This is a genomic window from Brevibacillus sp. MER 51, assembly GCF_023714195.1.
In the GTDB taxonomy this organism is placed as follows: Bacteria; Bacillota; Bacilli; order Brevibacillales; family Brevibacillaceae; genus Brevibacillus.
The window spans coordinates 260922-281457 of record NZ_JAMAUS010000004.1; the positions used below are offsets into that span (position 1 = coordinate 260922).

The window sequence follows — 20536 nt, forward strand, 5'->3', positions numbered from 1 at the left end:
TTCACCTGCTTTTTAGACGTAACGGTCCAGCTTGTTTTCAATGCGATCCTGGATAATGGAGAGTACGAAACAAATCACCCAGTAGATAAGGGCCGCTTCCACATAGACGAGCAGCGGCTCATATGTCGCAGCAACGACTTCCTGGGCTTTGCGAAACATCTCCGGAACCAGAACGACCGAAGCCAGCGAAGTATCCTTGACCAAACTAATAAACGAATTGGACAAAGGAGGAATGGAGACGCGAGCTGCCTGAGGGAGCACGACTCTGCGCAGTGCTTGCCAGTAAGTCATCCCCAGGGAGTAGGCTGCTTCCCATTGCCCTTTGTGAATGGACAAGATCGCGGCACGTACTACCTCGGAGGAGTAGGCACCTACGCTGAGAGAGAAGCCGATGATTGCCGACGGTATCGGATCGATCATCAAGCCGATGCTCGGCAATCCGTAAAAAATGATGAACAACTGGACCAATAAAGGAGTACCGCGAATGATCGATACATAAAAGCGGGCGATGGCAATCAGCGGCTTTATGCCGGATAGACGTGCCAGCGCAGTGAGAACCGCTAAGATTAGACCAATGAAAAAGGCAGCGATGGCGATTGTTAAAGAATAGAGCAAGGCTCCTTTCAACAGGGGAAGAAAGGAGCTTTGCGCGATATCGATCCATCGGTTCAGGCGTTCTGGGTTTTCAAAGAAGCTACTTAGAGACATCTGCACCAAACCATTTCTCTGATATTTTTGCGAGGGTACCATCTTTCGTCATGTCATCCAGTGCTTTGTTGAATGCATCAACCAGCTCTGCGCTGTCCTTGCGGAAGAGGAAACCGTTTTTCGCTACGTTCGGATCTTTTGCGATAATTTTGATAGGAACATCAGGCTTTTGCTTCATGAAGTCCAACAGGGAAATCCCATCGTTGATCGTAATGTCTACACGCTTGGAAACAAGCAGGTCAATCGCTTGGTTAAAGCCTTCCACACCGACGATTTCCGCTCCGTTTTTCTTCGCGATATCGGTGAGGTTGCTCGTCAATGTTTGCGCTGCTTTCAAACCTTTAATATCCTCAAAGCCTTTTACGGTCGTGTTGTCTTTATGGGTGACAAGGACCGCTGTGGATACAGTATATGGATTGGAGAAATCGTATTTTTCCTGACGATCAGGGCGAATGCCTACCTGATTCGCTACGACATCAAAGCGCTTGGAGTCAAGTCCAGCGAACATCGCATCCCATTGTGTTTCTTGAAACACAGGCTCAACACCGATGCGCTTCGCTACCTCTGTCACGACCTCCACATCATAGCCCGTCAGCTTGCCAGACTGATCGTGGAACGTAAACGGCGCGTATGTGCCCTCGGTTCCGATCAGAATTTTACCGTCGGCTTTTACTTTTTCCAACAAGTTTTGTTCTTTTTTCTCTTCTGTTGGGGCAGGAGCGGCACTATTTTGCGGTGGCTGTCCCGTTGAAGACGACCCGCAACCTGCCAATGCGACTAACAGAGTGGAAGCGAGAAGGGAAAATAATAGTTTTTTCATAAATTAACCCCCACTAAACCGATGTGAATTTGAATAGGAACATACTAAAAGGGACAGACAATTTTGTCAACGCCTAAGAATTTATTTAAATTCGTAGGCGCATGAAAACTTACCGTATAAACGCGGGCGATCCCTTTTGAGTTCTCCTCGATAATGGTTTTCTTTAGGTTTAAGAATTACTTCGTGATATCCTCGCCGAACCACTTGACGGAAATTTTGGAAAGGGTGCCGTCCTGTTGCATCTCATCGAGCACTTTGTTAATCGCATCAATCAATTCCGTGCTACCTTTGCGGAACATGAAAGCGGTTGGTTGGCCTTCTGCATTTTTCGCCACGACTTTGATTGGTGTATCCGGCTTTTGTTTCAGGAAATCAAGCACTGACAAATTATCGTTGAGCACGACGTCCACGCGTTTTTGTGCGATCAGGTCAATCGCCTGATTGAAGTTGTCTACACCGACGATTTCTGCCCCATTGGCACGTGCAAGGTCAGCGTAATTGCTGGTCATGGATTGTCCGGCTTTTAATCCTTTGATATCCTTGAAGTCTTTTACGGTGTTATTGTCCTTGTGAGTCACCAAAACCGCACGGGAAATCGTATATGGCTTGGAGAAATCGTACTTTTCCTGACGATCAGGACGGATTCCTACCTGATTGGCAATGACGTCAAAGCGCTTGGAGTCGAGACCAGCAAACATGGCATCCCACTGGGTTTCCTGGAATACAGCCTCTACACCGAGTCGCTTGGCAACTTCCGTGACAACCTCCACATCATATCCGGTCAATTTGCCCGACTGATCATGGTACGTAAACGGAGAGTATGTACCTTCCGTACCAATGACGAGTTTTTTCTCGGCTTTCACTTTTTCCAGCAAGTTTTGCGAAGCTGCTTGATCAGCAGGCGGAGTCGTATTATTCGGCTGAGAAGGAGAACCAGAAGTGCTACAGCCAACCATTCCCAGTAGCAGGCAAGATAGTAAAGTAGACAGAATGACTTTTTTCATGTTGTAATCCCCTTTATGTTAATCGGATTTCATGGATTCATAGTAGTGGTCGTTCATGCCTTTGTCAATGTTTAAATTGTTAAATCCTATTTGATTACTTTGAATTGAAAAGGATAAGGTTCTATGTAGCTGCGGTGAAGAGAAGAATATTTCCAGTCTAGGCTCCAGGCTCCGTCCTGCTGGGGGCTGAGACTGTACGCTCCGAAGGGATTTGCGGGGAAACGCAAAAGTGGTAGCCGCTTCGTCGCTCGGGCACGTTGCGTTTCTTGTGCCCGCAAATCCCTTCTCCGCTCGGTAGGACTCCACAAGTCGCTACGTCTGGAAATATTCTTCTCTGGCGTAACAGATGACATTTCTTCATTTTTTAAATCTCTAAAAGCCTATTTAGACAGGGAAAGCTCGCAGAGGAAACAGGAGAAAACAGCGAAGATCTTTGGTACACCGACCGAGACGGAATGCAAAAAGCGAAACATGCCTTTAAGCGTCCACCTCTGAATTACAACGTGGAATGACCACTTTGGACGCGGTTTCACTTTTTGCATGGAGGCGGGCAGTGAATCCCCCAGCGGGTGGGACAAGAATCTGAGCGTTTTCTCCTGTTTCCTCCCCACCACAACAGTAACGATATACTTGTTATCTCTTTTAAGGATTCTCTATTCCTGCAGTAGCTATGTGCATGAGACGAAAACTAGGCGCATAAGTAGTGGTTGAGGTTCCTCGTCAAGAAGCGTACAATTAGTACGAATTGAAAGGCCTACAAGCAATGACGTGCTTGTTCTTCATAGGAGAGCGCACCGACAAAAGGAGTCAATCAACATGTTAAACGACTGGCGTATGTATACAGATGGAAGTGGAATGGAGCAAAAGCATGTAGCTTGGCATGAAGTGCTGAAGGAAATCGCTCAGTTGGATGGAGTAACGCGGACGTTGGTTCACGCAGCGTATGGCGACCATGTGGATTTGGTCGTCGCAGGCGGGAACAACGGCAAAGTATTGGTGCAATGGAAAGAACACGAGCCGGCGGAGCAGCACTTTGTACTTGCGGCAGACAAGCAATCGGCGGTGATGTCCACACTCGTCATCGAGGGTAGTGAGGTTGCCTTTCCCCTTTCCTGGTGTGTTCCGCTTGAGCAGGTTGTTCCTTTATGCGGGGATTTGCTGCGAACATGTGAAAAAGGGGAGCCGAGCGAACTCGAATGGCTTCCAGTAGAAATGTAGGCAGGAGGGCAGCATGGAACTACAAACGTTGCAGCAGTCCATCCTCATCATGGCCGTCATCATTGGGATCGGTAGCTTAATCGGCTACCGGCAACCCTTGACTGCGGACTCCCGCCAACTCGTCATCACGATTATTGTAAACGTTGCCATGCCGTGCATTATTTTAGACGGGATTTTTCAGACAACCATTGATCAACAAATGTTAACTCAAATTTTTGCAATATTCTTCATTTCAATTATCCTTAACTGCTTGGGCATTTTTATCGGCTGGTTAGGTGCGCGTGCACTACCGCTTCCTGTGAAAAAACGTCGGGAGATCGCGCTTTTGTCCGGCTTGGGGAATACTGGATTCATCGGTTTGCCGCTTTGTGCGGCATTGTTTGGGCCAAAAGGGGCGCTCTTGGCGGCTATTTTCGACGCAGGGGTGGATGGTGTGCTATGGACAGTGGGTGTGATGATGCTCCAGGAAAAAGGAAGCTTTTCCTTGAAAGGGCTCAAAACACTCATTAACATTCCGATGATCGCGATTGTATTCGGACTCGGTTCTGCCATCATCGGGTTTGTGCCGCCTGAGCCTGTGAAGCAGCTGTTTGGAACGCTGTCCAAGCTCGCCTCTCCGCTAGCCATGATGTATATTGGTATGCTCTTGCCCATGTTTTTGCGCAACAAACCGCAAGTATCCCTGAAGCTTTTGAGCATGCCACTTACGTTTAAACTAGTTGTTTTTCCGCTGATGACGGCATTTCTTTTGTCCGTTTTTCAAATCGACAGCGATATTGTCAGCGTTTCCCTCGTGCAAGTAGCAATGCCCACCCTGACATTAGCCTCGATCTTGTTCGGGCGCTATGCGGCGGATGAGGAGATGGGTGCCATGACGACGGTTTGTTCTACCTTGCTGGCGCTCTTGTCCATCCCGGTTGTTCTGGTCATGGGAAATTGGCTTTTGCATTAATCTCTCGCCAATCTCAGTCATAGTGAAACGAATCAGAGGTAACCTATGTCTAACAAGTAAAGAATGACGAAAATGATGATCAGGGATGGAGGAACATCAATGAAAGGCAAATCGATTTTGGCTGTTGCCCTGACACTGCAAGTGTTGGCGGCTTATCCTGTGCAGGCGGCAGTGTCTAGCACACCACAAACAACGACAGCTCCGATACTGGTAAACGGAGAGCAAGCTCCCTTGGTAAAAGCACCGCTTCTCGTTCAGCAGCGTACGTATGTCTCCGCAGAGGATGCGAGCAGGATTTTGGAAGGTTCTTGGAAACAGGATGCAACGAATGGGGAAATGAAGCTGGCGAAAGGTACGCTGACGTTCCACCTCGTTACAGGAAAAGTAGCGTTGAATGGCAAGTGGCTACTAGATGGGCAGGGCGCAATCGTGCGTGACAAGCAAGTGTATTTGCCGCTGAGATGGATGGCAGAGCAGGCCGGACATCAAATCACGTGGAATGCCGAGAAAAAGGCGGTGGAAATTGTGATGGCTGGGGAAGAGAGTGCTTTTACGCTTGTCGATGCGGATAAACTGACAGAACAGGAACGTACGTTTATTGACTCGGTAAAAGAACAGCAAGGTATTCACAAGCAAGGGGATCTGTATGTCATCGCTCGCGGCCCATCACCGAATCCCGGTTACGGACTTCAAGTAACCAAAGTCGAGCAGAGCTTGGAGCAGGTTTTTGTGTATGTCAAACAAACGCTCCCTGATCCGGGTAGAATGTACCCGCAAGTGATTTCCTATCCGTATTTGGCGGCAAAAGTAAAGCTGCCACCTTACACGACGATTTCCTTTCTGGATGCAGAGACGAAGAAGCCGCTATTTGCCACAGAGGGCAATGGAAGTCGATAAGAAAATCGGGTAAAGAAGTACAGGGTCTGCTAGCGATAAGCACGTAGCAGGCCCTCTTGTTTTTGGGTGATTCCTGATGTAAGATATGGTTGTGATTTCCTATCCCTTGAGAAATGGAGGTGTGTGTACGTGTTCGGAACTCTGCAAGCATGGTTTGTGGTAGAAACTTCCAGTATGACGCATGATTTTGCATTCAACGGGACCAGTCTGTCCTTTTTTGCGCATACAACTGAACGGAGTTTCCATAGGCGTACCATGCATCGATCAGGGGCGGTTTGTTCTTGACTATAATGGGTAACTGACGTAAGGTCGGTCCCTTTCACGATGCCGTAGGTAATGGCCTGCGGCTTTTTTGCGTCCACTCGCACGTGCGGTGTGGTCTCAAAATTGTGCCGGGGCCACCAGGAAATCCATTATTTTGAACCGTTACCAACATTTCTAGGAGGAAACAATCATGATTATTGTCGCGACACAGCAATTGCAAAAATCGTACGGAGCAGATCCGGTATTACAAGATATCACATTGGAAATCAAAACAGGAGAACGCGTCGGGATCGTCGGACCGAATGGAGCAGGCAAAACCACGTTGTTCAAGCTGCTGGCAGGTATCGAAAGCCCCGATTCTGGTGAGCTTTTTCGGGCAAAAGGAACGATATGGGCGTACCTGCCGCAAACGCCGCAGTATCCGGCTGAGTGGACGGGGGCGGATGTTGTAGCCAGCGCTTTTGCGGATGTCATCAAGCTCCAGGAGCAGATGCGCGAGCTCGAGCAGCAGATGGGATTGCTTTACGAAAATGAACAAGAGCTAAACCGCCTCATGCTGCGCTATCAAAAGCTGCAAGATGAATTTGAACAACTGGATGGCTATCAGTGGGAGACGAAAATGACCCAGGTGACACAAGGCTTGGGAGTTAGTTCAGAACTGTTAGCGACACCTTTTGCCCAACTCAGCGGTGGGGAAAAGACGAAGGCTGGCCTTGCCAAGCTACTCTGTCAACAAAGCGATGTTCTGCTCTTGGATGAGCCGACGAACCACTTGGATGTGGAGTCGATGGAATGGCTAGAGGAGTTTTTGAAAAATTATCAGGGCACGATCCTGATCATCTCTCATGACCGTTATTTTTTGGATGCTGTCGTCACGTCTGTCTATCATGTGGACGGAGGAGAAGCCGAATTCTATATCGGCAATTACAGCGCATTCGCCACGGAGCGTGAAGAGCGCTTGCTGCGCCAGTTTGCCGCTTATCAGGAACAGCAGAAGCAAATCAAAAAAATGAAAGAGACGATCAAACGGCTCAAGGAGTGGGGGAATCGTTCCAATCCGCCAAATGAGGCTTTTCACCGAAGGGCAAAAAGCATGGAAAAAGCACTGGCACGGATTGAGCGTATCGAGCGACCGAAAATGGAAGCGGATCGCATGGGCTTGCAGTTTATGAAAACCGACCGAAGCGGACAGGATGTGCTGAAAGCGACGGGGGTACAGAAAACATTTGGCGGAAAACAATTGTTTGCGGACGCCAGCTTTTTATTGCGCTACGGGGAGCGAAAAGCGCTGCTTGGACCAAATGGCTGCGGGAAATCTACGCTGATTCGCATGCTGCTGGGAGAGGTTGAGCCAGATGCAGGTACGCTCAAAATTGGCAGCAGCGTTAAAGTAGGCTACTTGTCCCAGCAAGCTTTGGAAGGGGACCAAAACCAGCGGTTGATTGACGTTTTCCGTGAAGTAGCCAGAGTGACGGAGCCGGAAGCGCGACATTTGCTGGCACGGTTTATGTTTTACGGCGAACAAGTTTTCAAGCGGATCGGGCAGTTGAGCGGCGGAGAGCGGATGCGACTGCGCTTGGCCCAAATGATGCATCAGGAAATTAACCTGCTCATTCTGGACGAACCGACCAACCATCTGGATATTGAAGCGCGAGAAACATTGGAGGAAGCGTTGGCAGATTTTCACGGGTCGTTGTTCATCATCTCGCATGATCGCTATTTCCTGCAAAAGATGGTAGATGGTGTGTTTTGGGTAGAAAATAAGCGGCTGGTTCACGATGTGGGTTCCTATGAGGAAGCAAGGGAAAAGCAAAAACAGCGGATCGCTGCTCGTGCGGGTAAGCCGGAGGAAATAGAGCGAAAGCAGCCAGCAGTCAAGCATGTCCAAGAGACCGCCGCGACGAATGCGACAGTCAAACGTCCGAATCCATACAAGCTGGCAGAGCTTGAACAAAAAATAGCATCATTAGAAGGAAGAAAAGGCGAACTGACGGCCTTGCTCCAAAGTGAAGGGGCCGATTACGAGCAATTAGTGGCTTGGCAACAAGCGATCGATCAGGTGCAGCAGGAGATAGAGGTAACCTTTTCGGCGTGGATGGAGCTACAGGAGCAGTAGGCGGCAATAAAAAGAGCACCGTCAGCAAAGTGTTGATGCTGACGGTGCTTCCTTTTGGTTGGCTTACGATTGTGCTTGTGTGCTTGGTTCTGGCAGGCGACGATAGCCGCTGACGAACCAGAGGAGGAGCAATACCATCAAGACTCCTCCAAGGAAGAACGGACCGCTGTGGGAGACTTGGTATACCGCTCCACCAGCTAATGGACCCAAGATGCGTCCAAGACTGTCCATCGAGCTGATTGCCCCACTCGTCACGCCTTGGCCTTGCATCGTTCGCTGGGTGATCATTGCTGTGGCTGTCGCTCTGATCATTCCTTGTCCTGCTCCGAATAAGGAGAGGATCAACGCCAGCACCCAAAAGTTACCCGACAGCGGAATGGCAAAAAATCCAATGCCGTAAAGAATCATCCCGATGACGAGGACACTTGCTTCCCCTAGCTGCTTGACCATTCTCCCGATGAGTCCGCCTTGTACCGCGGCAGCGATCAAGCCCATGACGAGAAACATATAACCGAGGTCTTTGGAGGTAAAACCGTACAAATCACTTATGTACAGGGCAAAAGTCGTTTCCAGACCGGAAAAAGCAAAGGAGACGGTGAACAAAATACCGTATAGCAAGGACATGGAACCAAACAAAGAGACAAGCGGATTTTGCCGTTGTTCTTTTTGCAGATTCGCCCGTTTTTCTTTCGGCAAGCTCTCTGGCAAGGCAAAAAGGATCAGGAAAAACGTAAGCAACGCCACGATACCCGATGCATAGAAGGGAACGGCAAAGCCGAATTCACTGAGCAGTCCACCAATGACTGGACCAAAGACAAAGCTAAGACCAATTCCGGCGCCAATGATCCCCATTCCTTTTGCCCGTTCTTCTGAAGGGAAGAGATCCGCTACCATAGCGGTTACGGTTGGCAATGCGGCAGCCGAGACGATTCCACCCAAAATGCGATACAGAAGCATTTCTGTATAACTGTCAGCGAGTCCAAACAGGATAAAAGTGATGGAAAAGCCGAACAGCCCGAATGATATGAGAGGTTTTCGCCCGACTCTGTCAGAAAGTGCTCCCCAAATCGGTGCAAACACCAGTTGCATAATATTGTAGCTGGCAAAAAGGACACCGATTTGAAACGAAGTCGCACCCAACTTTTCCGCGAAAAAGGGAAGAATGGGGATAATGATGCCAAAACCGAGCATGATGAAAAAAGCAATAAAGAACAAGAGGGCAAGGTGCTTCTTATTCACTACGTCTACCTCTTTTCGCACAAAAATCTGTTCAAGCGGATTGTTTGCTTTTTCCACCTTACGTGAAGGAAAAGGTGAAGTCAAGCTAGCAGCGTGGGCAGTTATACCAAGACGTGCTATAATAGAAAGGAAATAAGAATGGCTACCTATTTTGTCAAGTATATATCCATGAGGTGTTTGTTACATGTCTACTGCGATGCTTTACTACCTGGCCTGGCATGAAGATGATTGGCTGGATGAAGTGCTCGATCGTTTTCCTGAGATCAATGCCATTGTGCCTTCGGTCAAAACGTTTGAGTTGCTGGCTAAACAAAGAGAGTCCGGAGAAGTTGAGCGAGCGGTCCTCGTTCTGAATGCGGCTGTCGAACAGGAGAGATGCAAGGAGTTTTTACGCTTGTGTCAAGAACATCCACTGTTGTCCGCGGCTCCGTTGTATATCGTCGGATTGAAACCGGAAGAGGAGGAGGCGTGGCAAGAAGCGTATCCACACGCGAAGATCATCGTCATTACCGGCTTTGCTGTCGAGTTTGATTACGATGCCGTCCTCGCAAGGATGGAAATCGATCTGGAGGGAGCTCATTGAAAATAAACCCGAATGAATTCGATTTGAAGGCGTTTCTGCACCGTTTCGGATTGGTTATTTATACAGGTGATCCTGAAGGGGATTTGCTGTTGATAGAAGATGAAATTCGGGAGCTATATGAGCTGAATGTCATTGACAAGGAAGAGTTCATTGAAGCCATGTCAGCGTTGCGCAGCAAACGTAAGGCTGAGGGAAGAGAATAAGAGTAAGAACGTGTTTGCCATGCCGTGTGTATGCGGTAGTTGGTGAGCACGTTTTTTTGTTTGGGAATCTCGAATTCTATTTTGTAAGAAATTCTTCAGAAACACTTTTCCTTTTCTTAAGGATTTCTGTCTTCTTTTGAAAGGTTTACCCGTTAGGATAGAGTGCAGAGAGAAAGGAGGCGGCGCAGGTGGAGTTTACAGGGTATTACGAGCTATTCGGGAAAATGGTTACAGGCACGCTGGGAAAATTTATTCCTGATGAGATTACGGTCATGTCCATGGGGGCGCAGATTGCCAATACAGGAGCGGATTTTTTTATAGCATTTGCGGTCATATACCCCGTTTTTTTCATCGTTTCTTGCGTGTGGTACTTGCTGGGAGCGAAGGCATTTGGCTGGATGACCCGGAAGCTGGGCTTGCGTGCTGATTTACTGTCGGCATTGCGCGGGTCAATGGGGTGGCTACTTGCTTTTGGTATCTTTCTTCCGATTATTCGTCATATCGTGCCGATCCTCGCCGGTGCCAGCCGAATGCCGTTTCGGCAGTTCCTTCTATTCTTTTTGCCGAGCAGTATGGTTTGGACCTTGCATTACTTTGTGGCAGGCTACTGGTTTTCCGATCAACTGGAAATATTGGTTGCGGGCGTTTATCAATATAGCAAAATTACGTTGACAATCGTTTGTTTCGCAGGGTTTTCGTTCCTCATGATTCGCCAGTTGCAGCGTCTGGGTGGAATGAAAGAACCTCGAACGAATAAGCAACCACCTGCGTCATGATCGATACGAATTCCTAGAGTGCGGCGTCTACTATCCACGAGCTTTTCGGATGGCAGGCGACTTTTTTATGCCGATTTATTTACCAAATGTCGTTGTGTCATAGATTTCCATTTTCACCTGAGCAGGTGGAAGCAGTAGGTCTGGCTAATCAGGGGGAAAAGGTCCTCTTCTGAGATTCGGTAAGCGAAGGGTAACGTAAAAAAAGCAACCAACTGCCAAAGCGAGCACAAGGCTTTTGGCGGATTGGTTGCTTTTTATGACTTCTTCTGCTCGAAAGCAGGCTCCCAGCCAAAGCTGTCAAACCACTGCTTTCGTCTAAAGTTCGAGAGAGCTTGCCTCACATAAGGAATGACGTTCGAGGGTAATTTATCCATGTTCACCCATACGAGCTCATCGCATTTATTCGGCTCGGCATTGATAATTTCTCCGCGCCATTCAGTAGCAGCGACAAAAAAATCGATGCGTTCATCATGGGAGCGACGATGCATGACGCCTACCATCTCCAAGCTCGCTGGATCGATGTCAATTCCGCATTCTTCTTTGGCCTCGCGGATCGCGGCTGTCTTCACTTCTTCATTCCCATCGAGATGTCCGGCGGGAACGCTGTAATTGCCGTCTTCGTAGCCGGTATTGTAGCGGCGTAATAACAAAACTTGCGCATCTTTTACCAGGAAAAGGTGAACGGCTACCTGCATCGCGAAGCGCTCTTTTTGCATGCGAATTCTCCTCTATTTAATGATATTCTTCCGGGCGATGATTTTCGGCAGCCTGTCTTCGGCGTTCCAGTCTGTTTTTTTTCAAAATAGGAGAGCTGGTCATCGCCAAGAGCAGCATGCCAATTCCAGCAACACCTAAAATGATCCCGATAGTAAGATAAAGCCAATTCATTGAAAAAGACCTCCTTAATTCATGCAAAGCGAACATGATTATGAATGGGAACTATGCTATAATGGCACAGTGTGTTTTTACCTGATTCTCGGTAGTAATTTCTAGAAAACGCAGGGAGGATTTTGCGAGATGACTCAGCATACGTCTGTTGATCAGTTATCCATTAATACCATCCGCACGCTGGCGATTGATGCCATCGAGAAGGCGAATTCCGGTCACCCGGGAATGCCGATGGGTGCAGCCCCAATGGCACATGTACTGTGGAGCCGCTTTATGAAAGTAAATCCGAGCAATCCAAAATGGATTGACCGTGACCGTTTTGTCCTCTCGGCAGGACATGGCTCTATGCTATTATACTCGATGTTGCATCTGATGAAATACGATGTTTCACTGGAAGACCTACATAACTTCCGTCAATGGGGCAGCAAAACGCCTGGTCACCCTGAGTTTGGGCACACGGCGGGTGTTGACGCGACAACGGGTCCTTTGGGACAAGGGATCGCGATGGCTGTCGGTATGGCGATGGCTGAAAAGCACATGGCAGCTGTTTACAACCGTGACAATTTTGACATCGTTGACCATTACACATACGTAATCTGCGGCGACGGTGACCTGATGGAGGGTGTATCCAGCGAGGCTTCTTCCCTGGCTGCTCACCTGAAACTGGGCAAAATGATCGTGCTCTACGATTCGAACGATATCTCTCTGGATGGCGAGCTTTCCCGTTCTTTCTCTGAAAACGTAGCGGGTCGCTACCAAGCGTATGGTTGGCAATATATTCGCGTAGAAGACGGCAATGATCTGGCTGCTATTGACGCGGCTATCGCAGAAGCGAAAAAAGATTTGGATCGTCCTACCTTGATCGAAGTAAAAACCGTCATTGGATACGGAAGCCCGAACAAAGGCGGCTCCAGTTCTTCCCACGGGGCTCCGCTTGGAAAAGATGAAGTGAAGCTGACAAAAGCAAACTACGAGTGGCACCATGAAAGTGAGTTCCACGTACCACAAGAAGTGGCGGATTTCTATGCAGGCTTGGCTGATGCGGGAGAAAAAGCAGAAGCGGCTTGGCGCGACCTGTTTGCTGCTTACGCAAAAGCGTATCCAGAGCTGGCGCTGCAATTTACGACTGCACAGGAAGGTCATCTGCCAACTGGTTGGGACAACCATATGCCGACGTATGAAGCTGGCGCGAAGCTGGCGACACGCGTTGCTTCCGGTAATGCAATCAATGCATTGGCAAACAGCATTCCGTTCTTCCTGGGTGGCTCTGCTGACTTGGCACATTCCAACAACACGGTAATTAAAGAAGCGGGCAACTTCCTGCCAGGCTCTTACGATGGCCGCAACATTTGGTTTGGTGTTCGCGAATTCGCGATGGGTGCAGCCCTCAACGGTATGGCTCTCCACGGTGGAGTTAAAGTATACGGCGGTACGTTCTTCGTATTCTCCGACTATGTGCGTCCGGCGATTCGCCTCTCTGCACTGATGAAGCAGCCAGTTGTCTACGTATTTACACATGACTCGATCGCTGTTGGTGAAGATGGACCGACACATGAGCCGATTGAACAGCTCGCTTCCTTGCGTGCAATGCCAGGCTTGACCATTCTTCGCCCGTCTGATGCAGTGGAGACGAACGAGGCTTGGAAATACGCTGTATCCCGTACAGATGAGCCAGTCGTCCTGGTACTGACTCGTCAAAACCTGCCAGTTCTGCCTGAAACCATTGAGAAAGCGGCAGAAGGCGTGAGCAAAGGTGCGTATGTTCTCGCAGACGCTCCAAGCGGCAATCCGCAGCTCATCCTGTTGGCAACTGGTTCTGAGGTATCCCTCGTGATGCAAGCGCGTGAGCAATTGCTCGCGAAAGGTATTGAAACACGCGTTGTTTCCATGCCGAGCTGGAACCTGTTCGAGCGTCAGCCGAAAGAGTATCGCGACGCTGTGATTCCGCCAACTGTAAAAGCGCGCGTGGCGGTAGAAATGGGTTCTCCAATGGGCTGGGAGCGTTATGCTGGCGATAACGGTACGGTCATCGCAATCGATCAGTTTGGCGCATCTGCACCAGGTGAGCGTATTATGAAGGAATACGGCTTCACGGTAGAAAATGTTGTAGCTGAAGCAGAAAAACTGCTGAAATAAATCGTAAACCTTTAGGAAAAAGCCTATCTTCTGTTTCAGGAGATAGGCTTTTCCAGTGACAAACGGAATTTTGTATGGAATGATAGACTACGACCCAAAACAGAAACTTTTTTGAAATGGGACCGTCTATATAAGATGTGGGGGAGAGAGAGAAGACCAGGAGGTAAAAAATGGCAGCAAAGGCCAAGAAGACAGTCAAGAAGAAAAAGAACAACTTGCTGATGATTGCCGTATCGTTTGCAATTTTCCTTATCCTTAGTGTGATTGGGGGCTACTTTGCTCTGTTGTATGCGGGAGACCGGATGATTGAGCAAAACGTGCAAAAGCTACAGGACTTAAAAGCAGAACCAACTGTCATTTACGACAAAAACGGGAAAGAGATGACGAGCCTGATTCGTCAGAAGAACCGTGTATACAAACCGATTAACGAAATGCCAAAGACTCTGATCGATGCCTTCCTCGCCGTAGAGGATAAGCGCTTTTATGAACACAAAGGCGTGGATATGGTTCGGATCGGTGGCGCCATCGTTAATGACATTAAAAAAGGATCGTTAGCTGAAGGGGGAAGTACCATTACCCAACAGCTGGCAAGAAACGTCTTTCTCACCCTAGACCAAACATTCTGGCGCAAAACAAAAGAAATGAGTATCGCGATTGGCTTGGAGCGTAAGTATTCCAAGGATCAAATTTTAGAGATGTACTTGAACCGCGTTTATTTGGGCGAAGGGGAATTTGGGGTAGAGGACGCTGCCCAGTATTACTTCGGTAAGTCCGCGAGCGATGTTACCGTTGCAGAAGCAGCGATGCTGGCGGCCATTCCAAAAGCACCGACCACTTATTCACCTTTTAACAATCCGGAAAAAGCAAAACTGCGTCGAGACACCGTTATTCGTCTGATGTATGAGCAAGGAATCATTACCAATGAACAAAAAGACGCAGCTCAAGCAGAGGCGTTGCCGAAAGAACCGCATGAAGTGGCGGGTGCGAGCTTGAAAAAAGGCTATCGCGCATTTTTTGACCATATGCTTCGAGAATCTGAAGCTGAGTTCGGCGTAACGGAAGAAGAACTGTACCGCGGAGGCTGGGACATTTACACGACCTTCGATCCGAAAGTACAGGATGCCATGGTAGAGGAATATGCGAATGCCAAAAACTTCCCGAAAGACGGCGCCAAGCGCGGTGTAGAATCATCGATGATTGTCATCGACGCGAAAACGGGCGGAATTGCCGGGATGATGGGCGGACGCAACTATGCGCCAAAAGGCTTTAACTATGCGACAGACATGAAGCGTCAACCGGGCTCCAGCTTTAAGCCGATTGCCGTGTTCGCTCCAGCAGTAAATAAAGATATCAACAAATGGAACGCGAATTCGCAACTGAGCAATAAAAGGCAGAGCTTCAATGGCTATGAGCCGCGCAACTACAATAACCGCTACAGTGAAACAATGAGCATGAGCCGGGCAATGATCGACTCTGCAAACATCCCGCCTGTATGGTTGCTAAATGAAATCGGTGTAAAGGAAAGCTTGGAGTACCTCAAGAAGGTCGGCATTGAGCTGACACCGAATGACCGGAACCTGGCGATTGCCCTCGGGGGATTGGATGCAGGTATATCTCCGATGCAAATGGCTCAGGCCTATACACCTTTTGTAAATGGAGGGGTAGTGTCCGAAGCGCACGCCATTTCCAAGGTCGAGAACAAGACTGAGGGTGTCGTCCGTGAATACCAGCCAAAACAATCGGAGGCACTGAAGCCGGAAGCAGCTTGGGAGATTCACACCATGCTGGAGAAAGCGGTACAGGAAGGGACAGGGAAGGCAGCACGTATCTCTGGCCGCCATGTTGCAGGGAAAACAGGAACGACACAATCGATTGCGGGAGATAGCAAAGCAAACAAGGATGCTTGGTTTGTAGGCTATACACCGGAATACGTCGGTGCAGTCTGGATGGGCTTTGACCCAGAGGATAAACAGCATTTGATGCACCAAGGAAGTAGCATGACGGCGCAAATGTTTTCCAAAGTGTTGGCAACAGCCTTAAAAGGGGTGCCGTCATCAGACTTCGTTCGACCAGAAGGCGTCGTACAACATAAACAAGAGGAAGTTGAACCGGAAATTCAATTGGCTGCCGACATGACATTGGATACCAGCACCAATAAATTGATGGTCGTGCTTAGCTGGATCGGTGGAGCTGACGGCAGTACGTACGATCTGTACCGCATTAGCGAAAACGGCGAAAAACAACTCATCTCTGCGGGTACGAAGGAAACCTCGTTCCTGGATGTGTTGGACAGTCCCAAACAATATCGTTATCAAGTCGTTCCGAGAAATGCGCAAGGTGAGGAAGGGACACCATCAAAAGAAGTCCCAATCGATTCCAAGAAGCTGGAGAATCTGATTAATCAAGATCCGGGTCATAACGAGGAAGGCACCAATCAGGGACAAAATCCGGATGGTACGGGAAATGGCAACGGTGAAATTCCACCTGACCAAGGTACCGGAGAGACTGGTGAGCATACAAATAATGAAGGCAGTAGCCAACCGCCAAATCAGGGAACAGGTGAGGTTCCACCGGACATCATGAATCCAGTTCCTGGTCAGACAAATGGTTCTTCCAACGAAATTCAATTACCGCCACCTCCACAAGAGGAGGGGCAGAACCAGTTCCCGGATGCTTCAGACGGCTAAAGATTAGCCCAGCAGGAACGATTCAAAACCGATTCGACTATTTGCACAACTTCTTTCGCGTGGTACAATACCATTAAATCGGGAGACAGGGGGGACAGTCCATGTCTGGCTACGCACAAAGGGATCTACCCACATTTTTCAAAGAACAGTTACGCCAAACCAAGTTGAATTTTGAGCGAGCACTTGACTGTAAACACACCGATTTCGATGATCTTTACCCATACATGAACGAACAGCCACAGTTCTTCTGGTACAAACGTTATGTGGCTTGGTCAGAACTGTTGACCGTCGTACGTCTAGCTGAACAATTGGGTATTGAGTGGACAGAGGATTTCAGTGAGCAGCAGGTAGAATTCATTCAAGGCAAGGTTCTGCAAGGAAAAGTGCTCGATTATTGGAACCCAGAAGAAGAACAAGAAGAGTCGATGAGGGAATTGGAAGAAGAAAAATAAATGTGACTGTAAAAACATGGCGCGTTCCCATTTGCGGGAACGCGCTTTTTTGCGTGCGCTAAGCTAGGCTCACTTAGGAAAGTAACAGTGTCTAACGAAACATACATGTTTATGTAATTATGTAAAAAAATGTATACACACATACTCTTCTCTTCTGCTATATGTATTGGCACCATAATTGCAATTTTAACAGCGTGTACGTTATTTCATTCCAAAAGGAGGTTTGCTCATTCATGAGGAAAAAGCGTCACACGGTACACACAAGCCGCATGATGGCTGGTGTCCTTCTCTCGACATCATTTCTATTGGGGACGGTTGGTACCCCTGCCCAAGCCTTGGCGGTCAAGGATTACACGAGTGCGATTGGAAGGGATGCGCATCAAAACGTTCCGCCCTCTGGGAAATATGCGGGGAGAAAGCTGGACCCAGTCACCTCGTTTCAGCATCAATCCAGTGACAAAGCAGAAGAATATCCGCATCCAGTGGAGCCGACCTGGAGTGTGGAGGAGCAAGATTCTTCTAGCGAACAGCAGTGGAGCATAAAGGCAAATGCCGAAAAGTACGCGATGTCCGATTTGAACAAACTCAGTTATGACGAGTTAGTCAAAGTACTGGTGACGGTCAGCTGGGAGCAGATTCCTGAATTATTCGACTTTACCCCCGATTCGTATGCTTTTTACAACGATCGTCAGCGCGTTCAGGCCATCATTGACGCATTGCAAGTGAGAGGTACGCAATACTCCGGCAGCGATTCCAAAGGAATTGACACCTTGGTTGAAGTTCTTCGCTCTGGATATTACCTTGGCTACTACCATCAGGAATTATCCTATCTCAATCAGAGAAGCGAGCATCAAAAAGTGTTCCCTGCTCTGCAAGCCATTGCAGACAATCCGAATTTCAAATTAGGGACAGATGCTCAAAATGAGGTGGTAGGTGCATTTGGTGGACTCATCGGAAACACTTTTGTAAACGCTTCCCTCGTGGAGAAAGCTGCCCCGATCATCCGTCAATACGAGGAACAAATGGATACTTTCATTACGCAGCGGAGTGCGGGTGATGCTGTATTCCGTATCATGAGCCAGTTTAGCTATATTCTAATGTGGAAAGTGGATGAACCAACGAAGAAGCAGGAGTTTTACGGCAAAATCGATTCGTATCTGAACGAGTTGGGAAAACTCGCCTTGCATGGCGATACGGATGAGGCAAAAGAATGGGTCGTCGACAATGGGTTTTATCATAGTGCGTATTTGGGAGAATATCATTCCAATCCGAATAAGGGGAATGAGGTCCTCACAGAAGCGTTAGAGCTTTATCCGTATGTGGGACTTCAGTATATGCAAGCAGCGAAGCTGATCCAAACGGTCTATGGAGGAAAAGACGCGCAGGGAAGAGACATCCAGTTCAACAAGATTCGTGAGGATGCCATGGAAAAGTATTTGCCCAAAGAATACACATTTGATGACGGAAGCATCGTCATGAAAACAGGCGGAGATGTCACGGAAGAAAAAGTGAAACGGTTGTATTGGGCGGCAAAAGAGGTCAAAGCGCAGTTTCATCGGATGGTAGGACGAGATGAACCGATGGAAGAAGGGAACCCCGACGATATTTTGACCATTGTCCTTTACAATAGTCCTTCAGAGTACAAGATGAACAACCCCCTGTATGGCTATGAAACGGACAACGGAGGCATGTATATCGAGGGAAAAGGAACTTTCTTCACCTACGAACGAACACCGCAGCAGAGCACGTACACACTGGAAGAATTGTTCCGACATGAATTCACGCATTATTTGCAAGGGCGCTATGCCATACCTGGCTTGTGGAATGAGGGGCCGATTTACAGAGACGAGAGACTGTCGTGGTTTGAAGAAGGAGGAGCGGAACTCTTTGCAGGCTCCACGCGAACAACGGGTGTTCTGCCTCGAAAATCCATGGTCAACAATCTCATTCGCTTTGGGCAAAATAATTGGTATACGGCGTCTCAAACTTTGCACGCACGCTATGGCTCGTGGGACTTTTATACGTATTCATACGCCCTGCAGTATCACATGATGAAAGAGGACTGGAACAAGCTGGACGATATCATGGATTACATAGAGGCCAATAACGTGGATGGTTATGACCAGTTAATCCGTACGCTCAGCAATGATTCCGAGCTAAATCGGAATTACCATCGAACAATGGAATTATTGGTAGACAGCTATCCCGATCTGACTGTACCGCTGGTATCCGATGATTATCTGGTCGCGCCAGACCCCAAAGCAAATGCAGAAATCTTCGGGGAAATTGAAGAGGTTACTGGATTACAAAATGTGTCTACAAACAAGTACGATTCAGCGTTCTTCCAAACCTTTACGTTAACAGGCACGTACACGGGTACGCAGGCACAAGGGGAGAAGCGAGACTGGGAAACGATGAATCGCATGACAGACGAGTTTCTAACTACACTTACTTCCCGGCCATGGAACGGCTACAAAACCTTAACGGCCTACTTTACCAACTACAGAGTAAATGCATCCAATCAGTTTGAATATGATGTCACGTTCCACGGGGTTCTTCCAGAACAGGGAGATGGTGAGAACCAGCCGCCTGTTATTGTCATGAACGGACCATCAAAAGCGGCCGTAAACGAGGAGGTTGCATTCAGCAGTAACGGAAGCTCCGATCCGGATGGAAGCATCGTATCCTATTTGTGGGAATTTGGAGACGGCACAAGCAGCAGTGATGCCAATCCTACGCATGTCTACGAAAATCAGGGAGAATATACCGTGAAACTGCGAGTAACGGATGACAAAGGAGCTGTTACTGCGAAATCGATGACAATCACAATCGAGGAGCAGGGTGGAGAAATCGGGGAAAAGGAACAAGAGCCAAACAACAGCTTTTCAGAGGCAAATCCGTTGAAAAGCAATGTGAAGTTGAGTGGTCAAACAAGCAAACAAGATGACAAGGACATTTTTGCCTTGAAGGTATTGGGTAATGGAACGGTGAAAATCAACGTAACGAGCGAGCATGATACTGGTTTGAACTGGGTCGTTCACCACGAGGATGATCTGAATCATTATTTCGCTTACCCCAAAACTTCAGGAAAAACGCTCTCCGGTGAGTTTGAAGCAACTCCGGGTACCTACTATTTATCCGTGTACAACTTTAACGGTGAAACCATTCCATACAAAGTAACCGCGGAATTGCCGGAAGAAGAATCAGAACCAATCGAAACGGAGCCGAACAATTCATTCGATGACGCAAATGCACTACATTTGGGCGAAGAGATAAGTGGTCAAACCGATCGTACAGATGACAAGGATACGTACATCTTTCAGGTTGAAGAGGAAGGGGTTGTTCAAGTTACGGTAAGTAGCGAGAAGGACGAAGGCTTGAACTGGGTAGTGTTCCATGAAGATGATCTCGAAACGTATTTCGCCTACCCCAAAAATGCAGGTAAGAAACTGACGGGAGAATTTGAGGCAAAACCAGGGAAATATTACTTGTTAGTCTACAACACAAATAAAACGACGATTCCGTATAAAGCTATCGTGAACGCAGACTAATCCTCCCGTTTATAGGAAGAAAAGCCCTTTCTACACCTTTTT

The 20536-nt window shown here is 48.2% G+C and carries 17 protein-coding genes; 11 read left to right on the forward strand and 6 right to left on the reverse strand.

Features of this window, described 5'->3' with window-relative positions; translation table 11 throughout:
* Positions 1 to 12: 12 nt before the first annotated feature.
* The 3 genes from M3630_RS10965 to M3630_RS10975 all read right to left on the reverse strand — a co-directional run bounded on the left by M3630_RS10965 (position 13) and on the right by M3630_RS10975 (position 2532).
* On the reverse strand, positions 13 to 708 hold the full coding sequence (locus tag M3630_RS10965) for an amino acid ABC transporter permease (RefSeq protein WP_056489631.1): 696 nt from the start codon (positions 706 to 708) through the stop codon (positions 13 to 15).
* Complete coding sequence (locus M3630_RS10970) at positions 695 to 1528, reverse strand: amino acid ABC transporter substrate-binding protein (RefSeq protein ID WP_173610884.1); 834 nt, start codon at positions 1526 to 1528, stop codon at positions 695 to 697. The genes M3630_RS10965 and M3630_RS10970 overlap by 14 nt, the downstream gene beginning before the upstream one ends.
* A gap of 176 nt (positions 1529 to 1704) precedes the next feature.
* Positions 1705 to 2532, reverse strand: a complete 828-nt coding sequence (locus M3630_RS10975; protein ID WP_251252118.1) for an amino acid ABC transporter substrate-binding protein — start codon at positions 2530 to 2532, stop codon at positions 1705 to 1707.
* 816 nt (positions 2533 to 3348) lie between these two features.
* Here M3630_RS10975 and M3630_RS10980 point away from each other — a divergent pair.
* From M3630_RS10980 to abc-f, 4 genes are all read left to right on the forward strand, one after another.
* Entirely contained in the window at positions 3349 to 3750 is a 402-nt protein-coding gene (locus tag M3630_RS10980) for a hypothetical protein (RefSeq protein WP_047071713.1), read from the forward strand.
* A gap of 13 nt (positions 3751 to 3763) precedes the next feature.
* Positions 3764 to 4702: an AEC family transporter gene (locus M3630_RS10985; RefSeq protein ID WP_251252119.1), complete on the forward strand. Its 939-nt coding sequence runs from the start codon at positions 3764 to 3766 to the stop codon at positions 4700 to 4702.
* Positions 4703 to 4801: 99 nt separating this feature from the next.
* Positions 4802 to 5599 carry a stalk domain-containing protein gene (locus tag M3630_RS10990; RefSeq protein ID WP_173610887.1) on the forward strand — a complete coding sequence of 266 codons (798 nt, stop codon included), beginning with the start codon at positions 4802 to 4804 and terminating at the stop codon, positions 5597 to 5599.
* A gap of 454 nt (positions 5600 to 6053) precedes the next feature.
* Positions 6054 to 7979 (forward strand): ribosomal protection-like ABC-F family protein, encoded by a 1926-nt coding sequence (gene abc-f, locus M3630_RS10995; RefSeq protein ID WP_251252120.1) that lies wholly within the window; start codon positions 6054 to 6056, stop codon positions 7977 to 7979.
* A 63-nt stretch (positions 7980 to 8042) separates the two neighbouring features.
* On the opposite strand, the gene M3630_RS11000 is transcribed toward abc-f, so the two are convergent.
* Entirely contained in the window at positions 8043 to 9380 is a 1338-nt protein-coding gene (locus M3630_RS11000) for an MFS transporter (protein WP_353057228.1), read from the reverse strand.
* 22 nt (positions 9381 to 9402) lie between these two features.
* On the opposite strand from M3630_RS11000, the gene M3630_RS11005 reads away from it, so the two are divergent.
* The 3 genes from M3630_RS11005 (at position 9403) to M3630_RS11015 (ending at position 10780) form a co-directional block, all read left to right on the forward strand.
* Positions 9403 to 9801 carry a hypothetical protein gene (locus tag M3630_RS11005; protein ID WP_232773789.1) on the forward strand — a complete coding sequence of 133 codons (399 nt, stop codon included), beginning with the start codon at positions 9403 to 9405 and terminating at the stop codon, positions 9799 to 9801.
* The gene (locus M3630_RS11010; RefSeq protein ID WP_015892550.1) at positions 9798 to 10004 is read left to right on the forward strand and encodes a YqgQ family protein; all 207 of its coding nucleotides are present in this window, start codon (positions 9798 to 9800) and stop codon (positions 10002 to 10004) included. The genes M3630_RS11005 and M3630_RS11010 overlap by 4 nt, the downstream gene beginning before the upstream one ends.
* A 188-nt stretch (positions 10005 to 10192) precedes the next feature.
* A complete protein-coding gene (locus tag M3630_RS11015; protein WP_251252121.1) occupies positions 10193 to 10780 on the forward strand; it encodes a DedA family protein in 588 nt (195 codons plus the stop codon).
* A 254-nt stretch (positions 10781 to 11034) separates the two neighbouring features.
* Here M3630_RS11015 and M3630_RS11020 read toward each other — a convergent pair whose 3' ends face one another.
* Both M3630_RS11020 and M3630_RS11025 read right to left on the reverse strand, forming a co-directional pair.
* The gene (locus M3630_RS11020) at positions 11035 to 11496 is read right to left on the reverse strand and encodes an NUDIX hydrolase (RefSeq protein ID WP_251252122.1); all 462 of its coding nucleotides are present in this window, start codon (positions 11494 to 11496) and stop codon (positions 11035 to 11037) included.
* Positions 11497 to 11512: 16 nt separating this feature from the next.
* Complete coding sequence (locus M3630_RS11025; protein ID WP_229088116.1) at positions 11513 to 11668, reverse strand: hypothetical protein; 156 nt, start codon at positions 11666 to 11668, stop codon at positions 11513 to 11515.
* Between the two features lie 129 nt (positions 11669 to 11797).
* Between M3630_RS11025 and tkt the strand changes: the two genes are divergently transcribed.
* From tkt to M3630_RS11045, 4 genes are all read left to right on the forward strand, one after another.
* Complete coding sequence (tkt, locus tag M3630_RS11030; RefSeq protein WP_251252123.1) at positions 11798 to 13804, forward strand: transketolase; 2007 nt, start codon at positions 11798 to 11800, stop codon at positions 13802 to 13804.
* A 170-nt stretch (positions 13805 to 13974) separates the two neighbouring features.
* Positions 13975 to 16491, forward strand: coding sequence for a transglycosylase domain-containing protein (locus M3630_RS11035; RefSeq protein WP_251252124.1), 2517 nt, complete (start codon positions 13975 to 13977; stop codon positions 16489 to 16491).
* A gap of 101 nt (positions 16492 to 16592) precedes the next feature.
* The gene (locus M3630_RS11040; RefSeq protein WP_173610895.1) at positions 16593 to 16943 is read left to right on the forward strand and encodes a hypothetical protein; all 351 of its coding nucleotides are present in this window, start codon (positions 16593 to 16595) and stop codon (positions 16941 to 16943) included.
* 233 nt (positions 16944 to 17176) lie between these two features.
* Entirely contained in the window at positions 17177 to 20494 is a 3318-nt protein-coding gene (locus M3630_RS11045) for a collagenase (protein ID WP_251252125.1), read from the forward strand.
* The last annotated feature ends 42 nt before the right edge of the window (positions 20495 to 20536 follow it).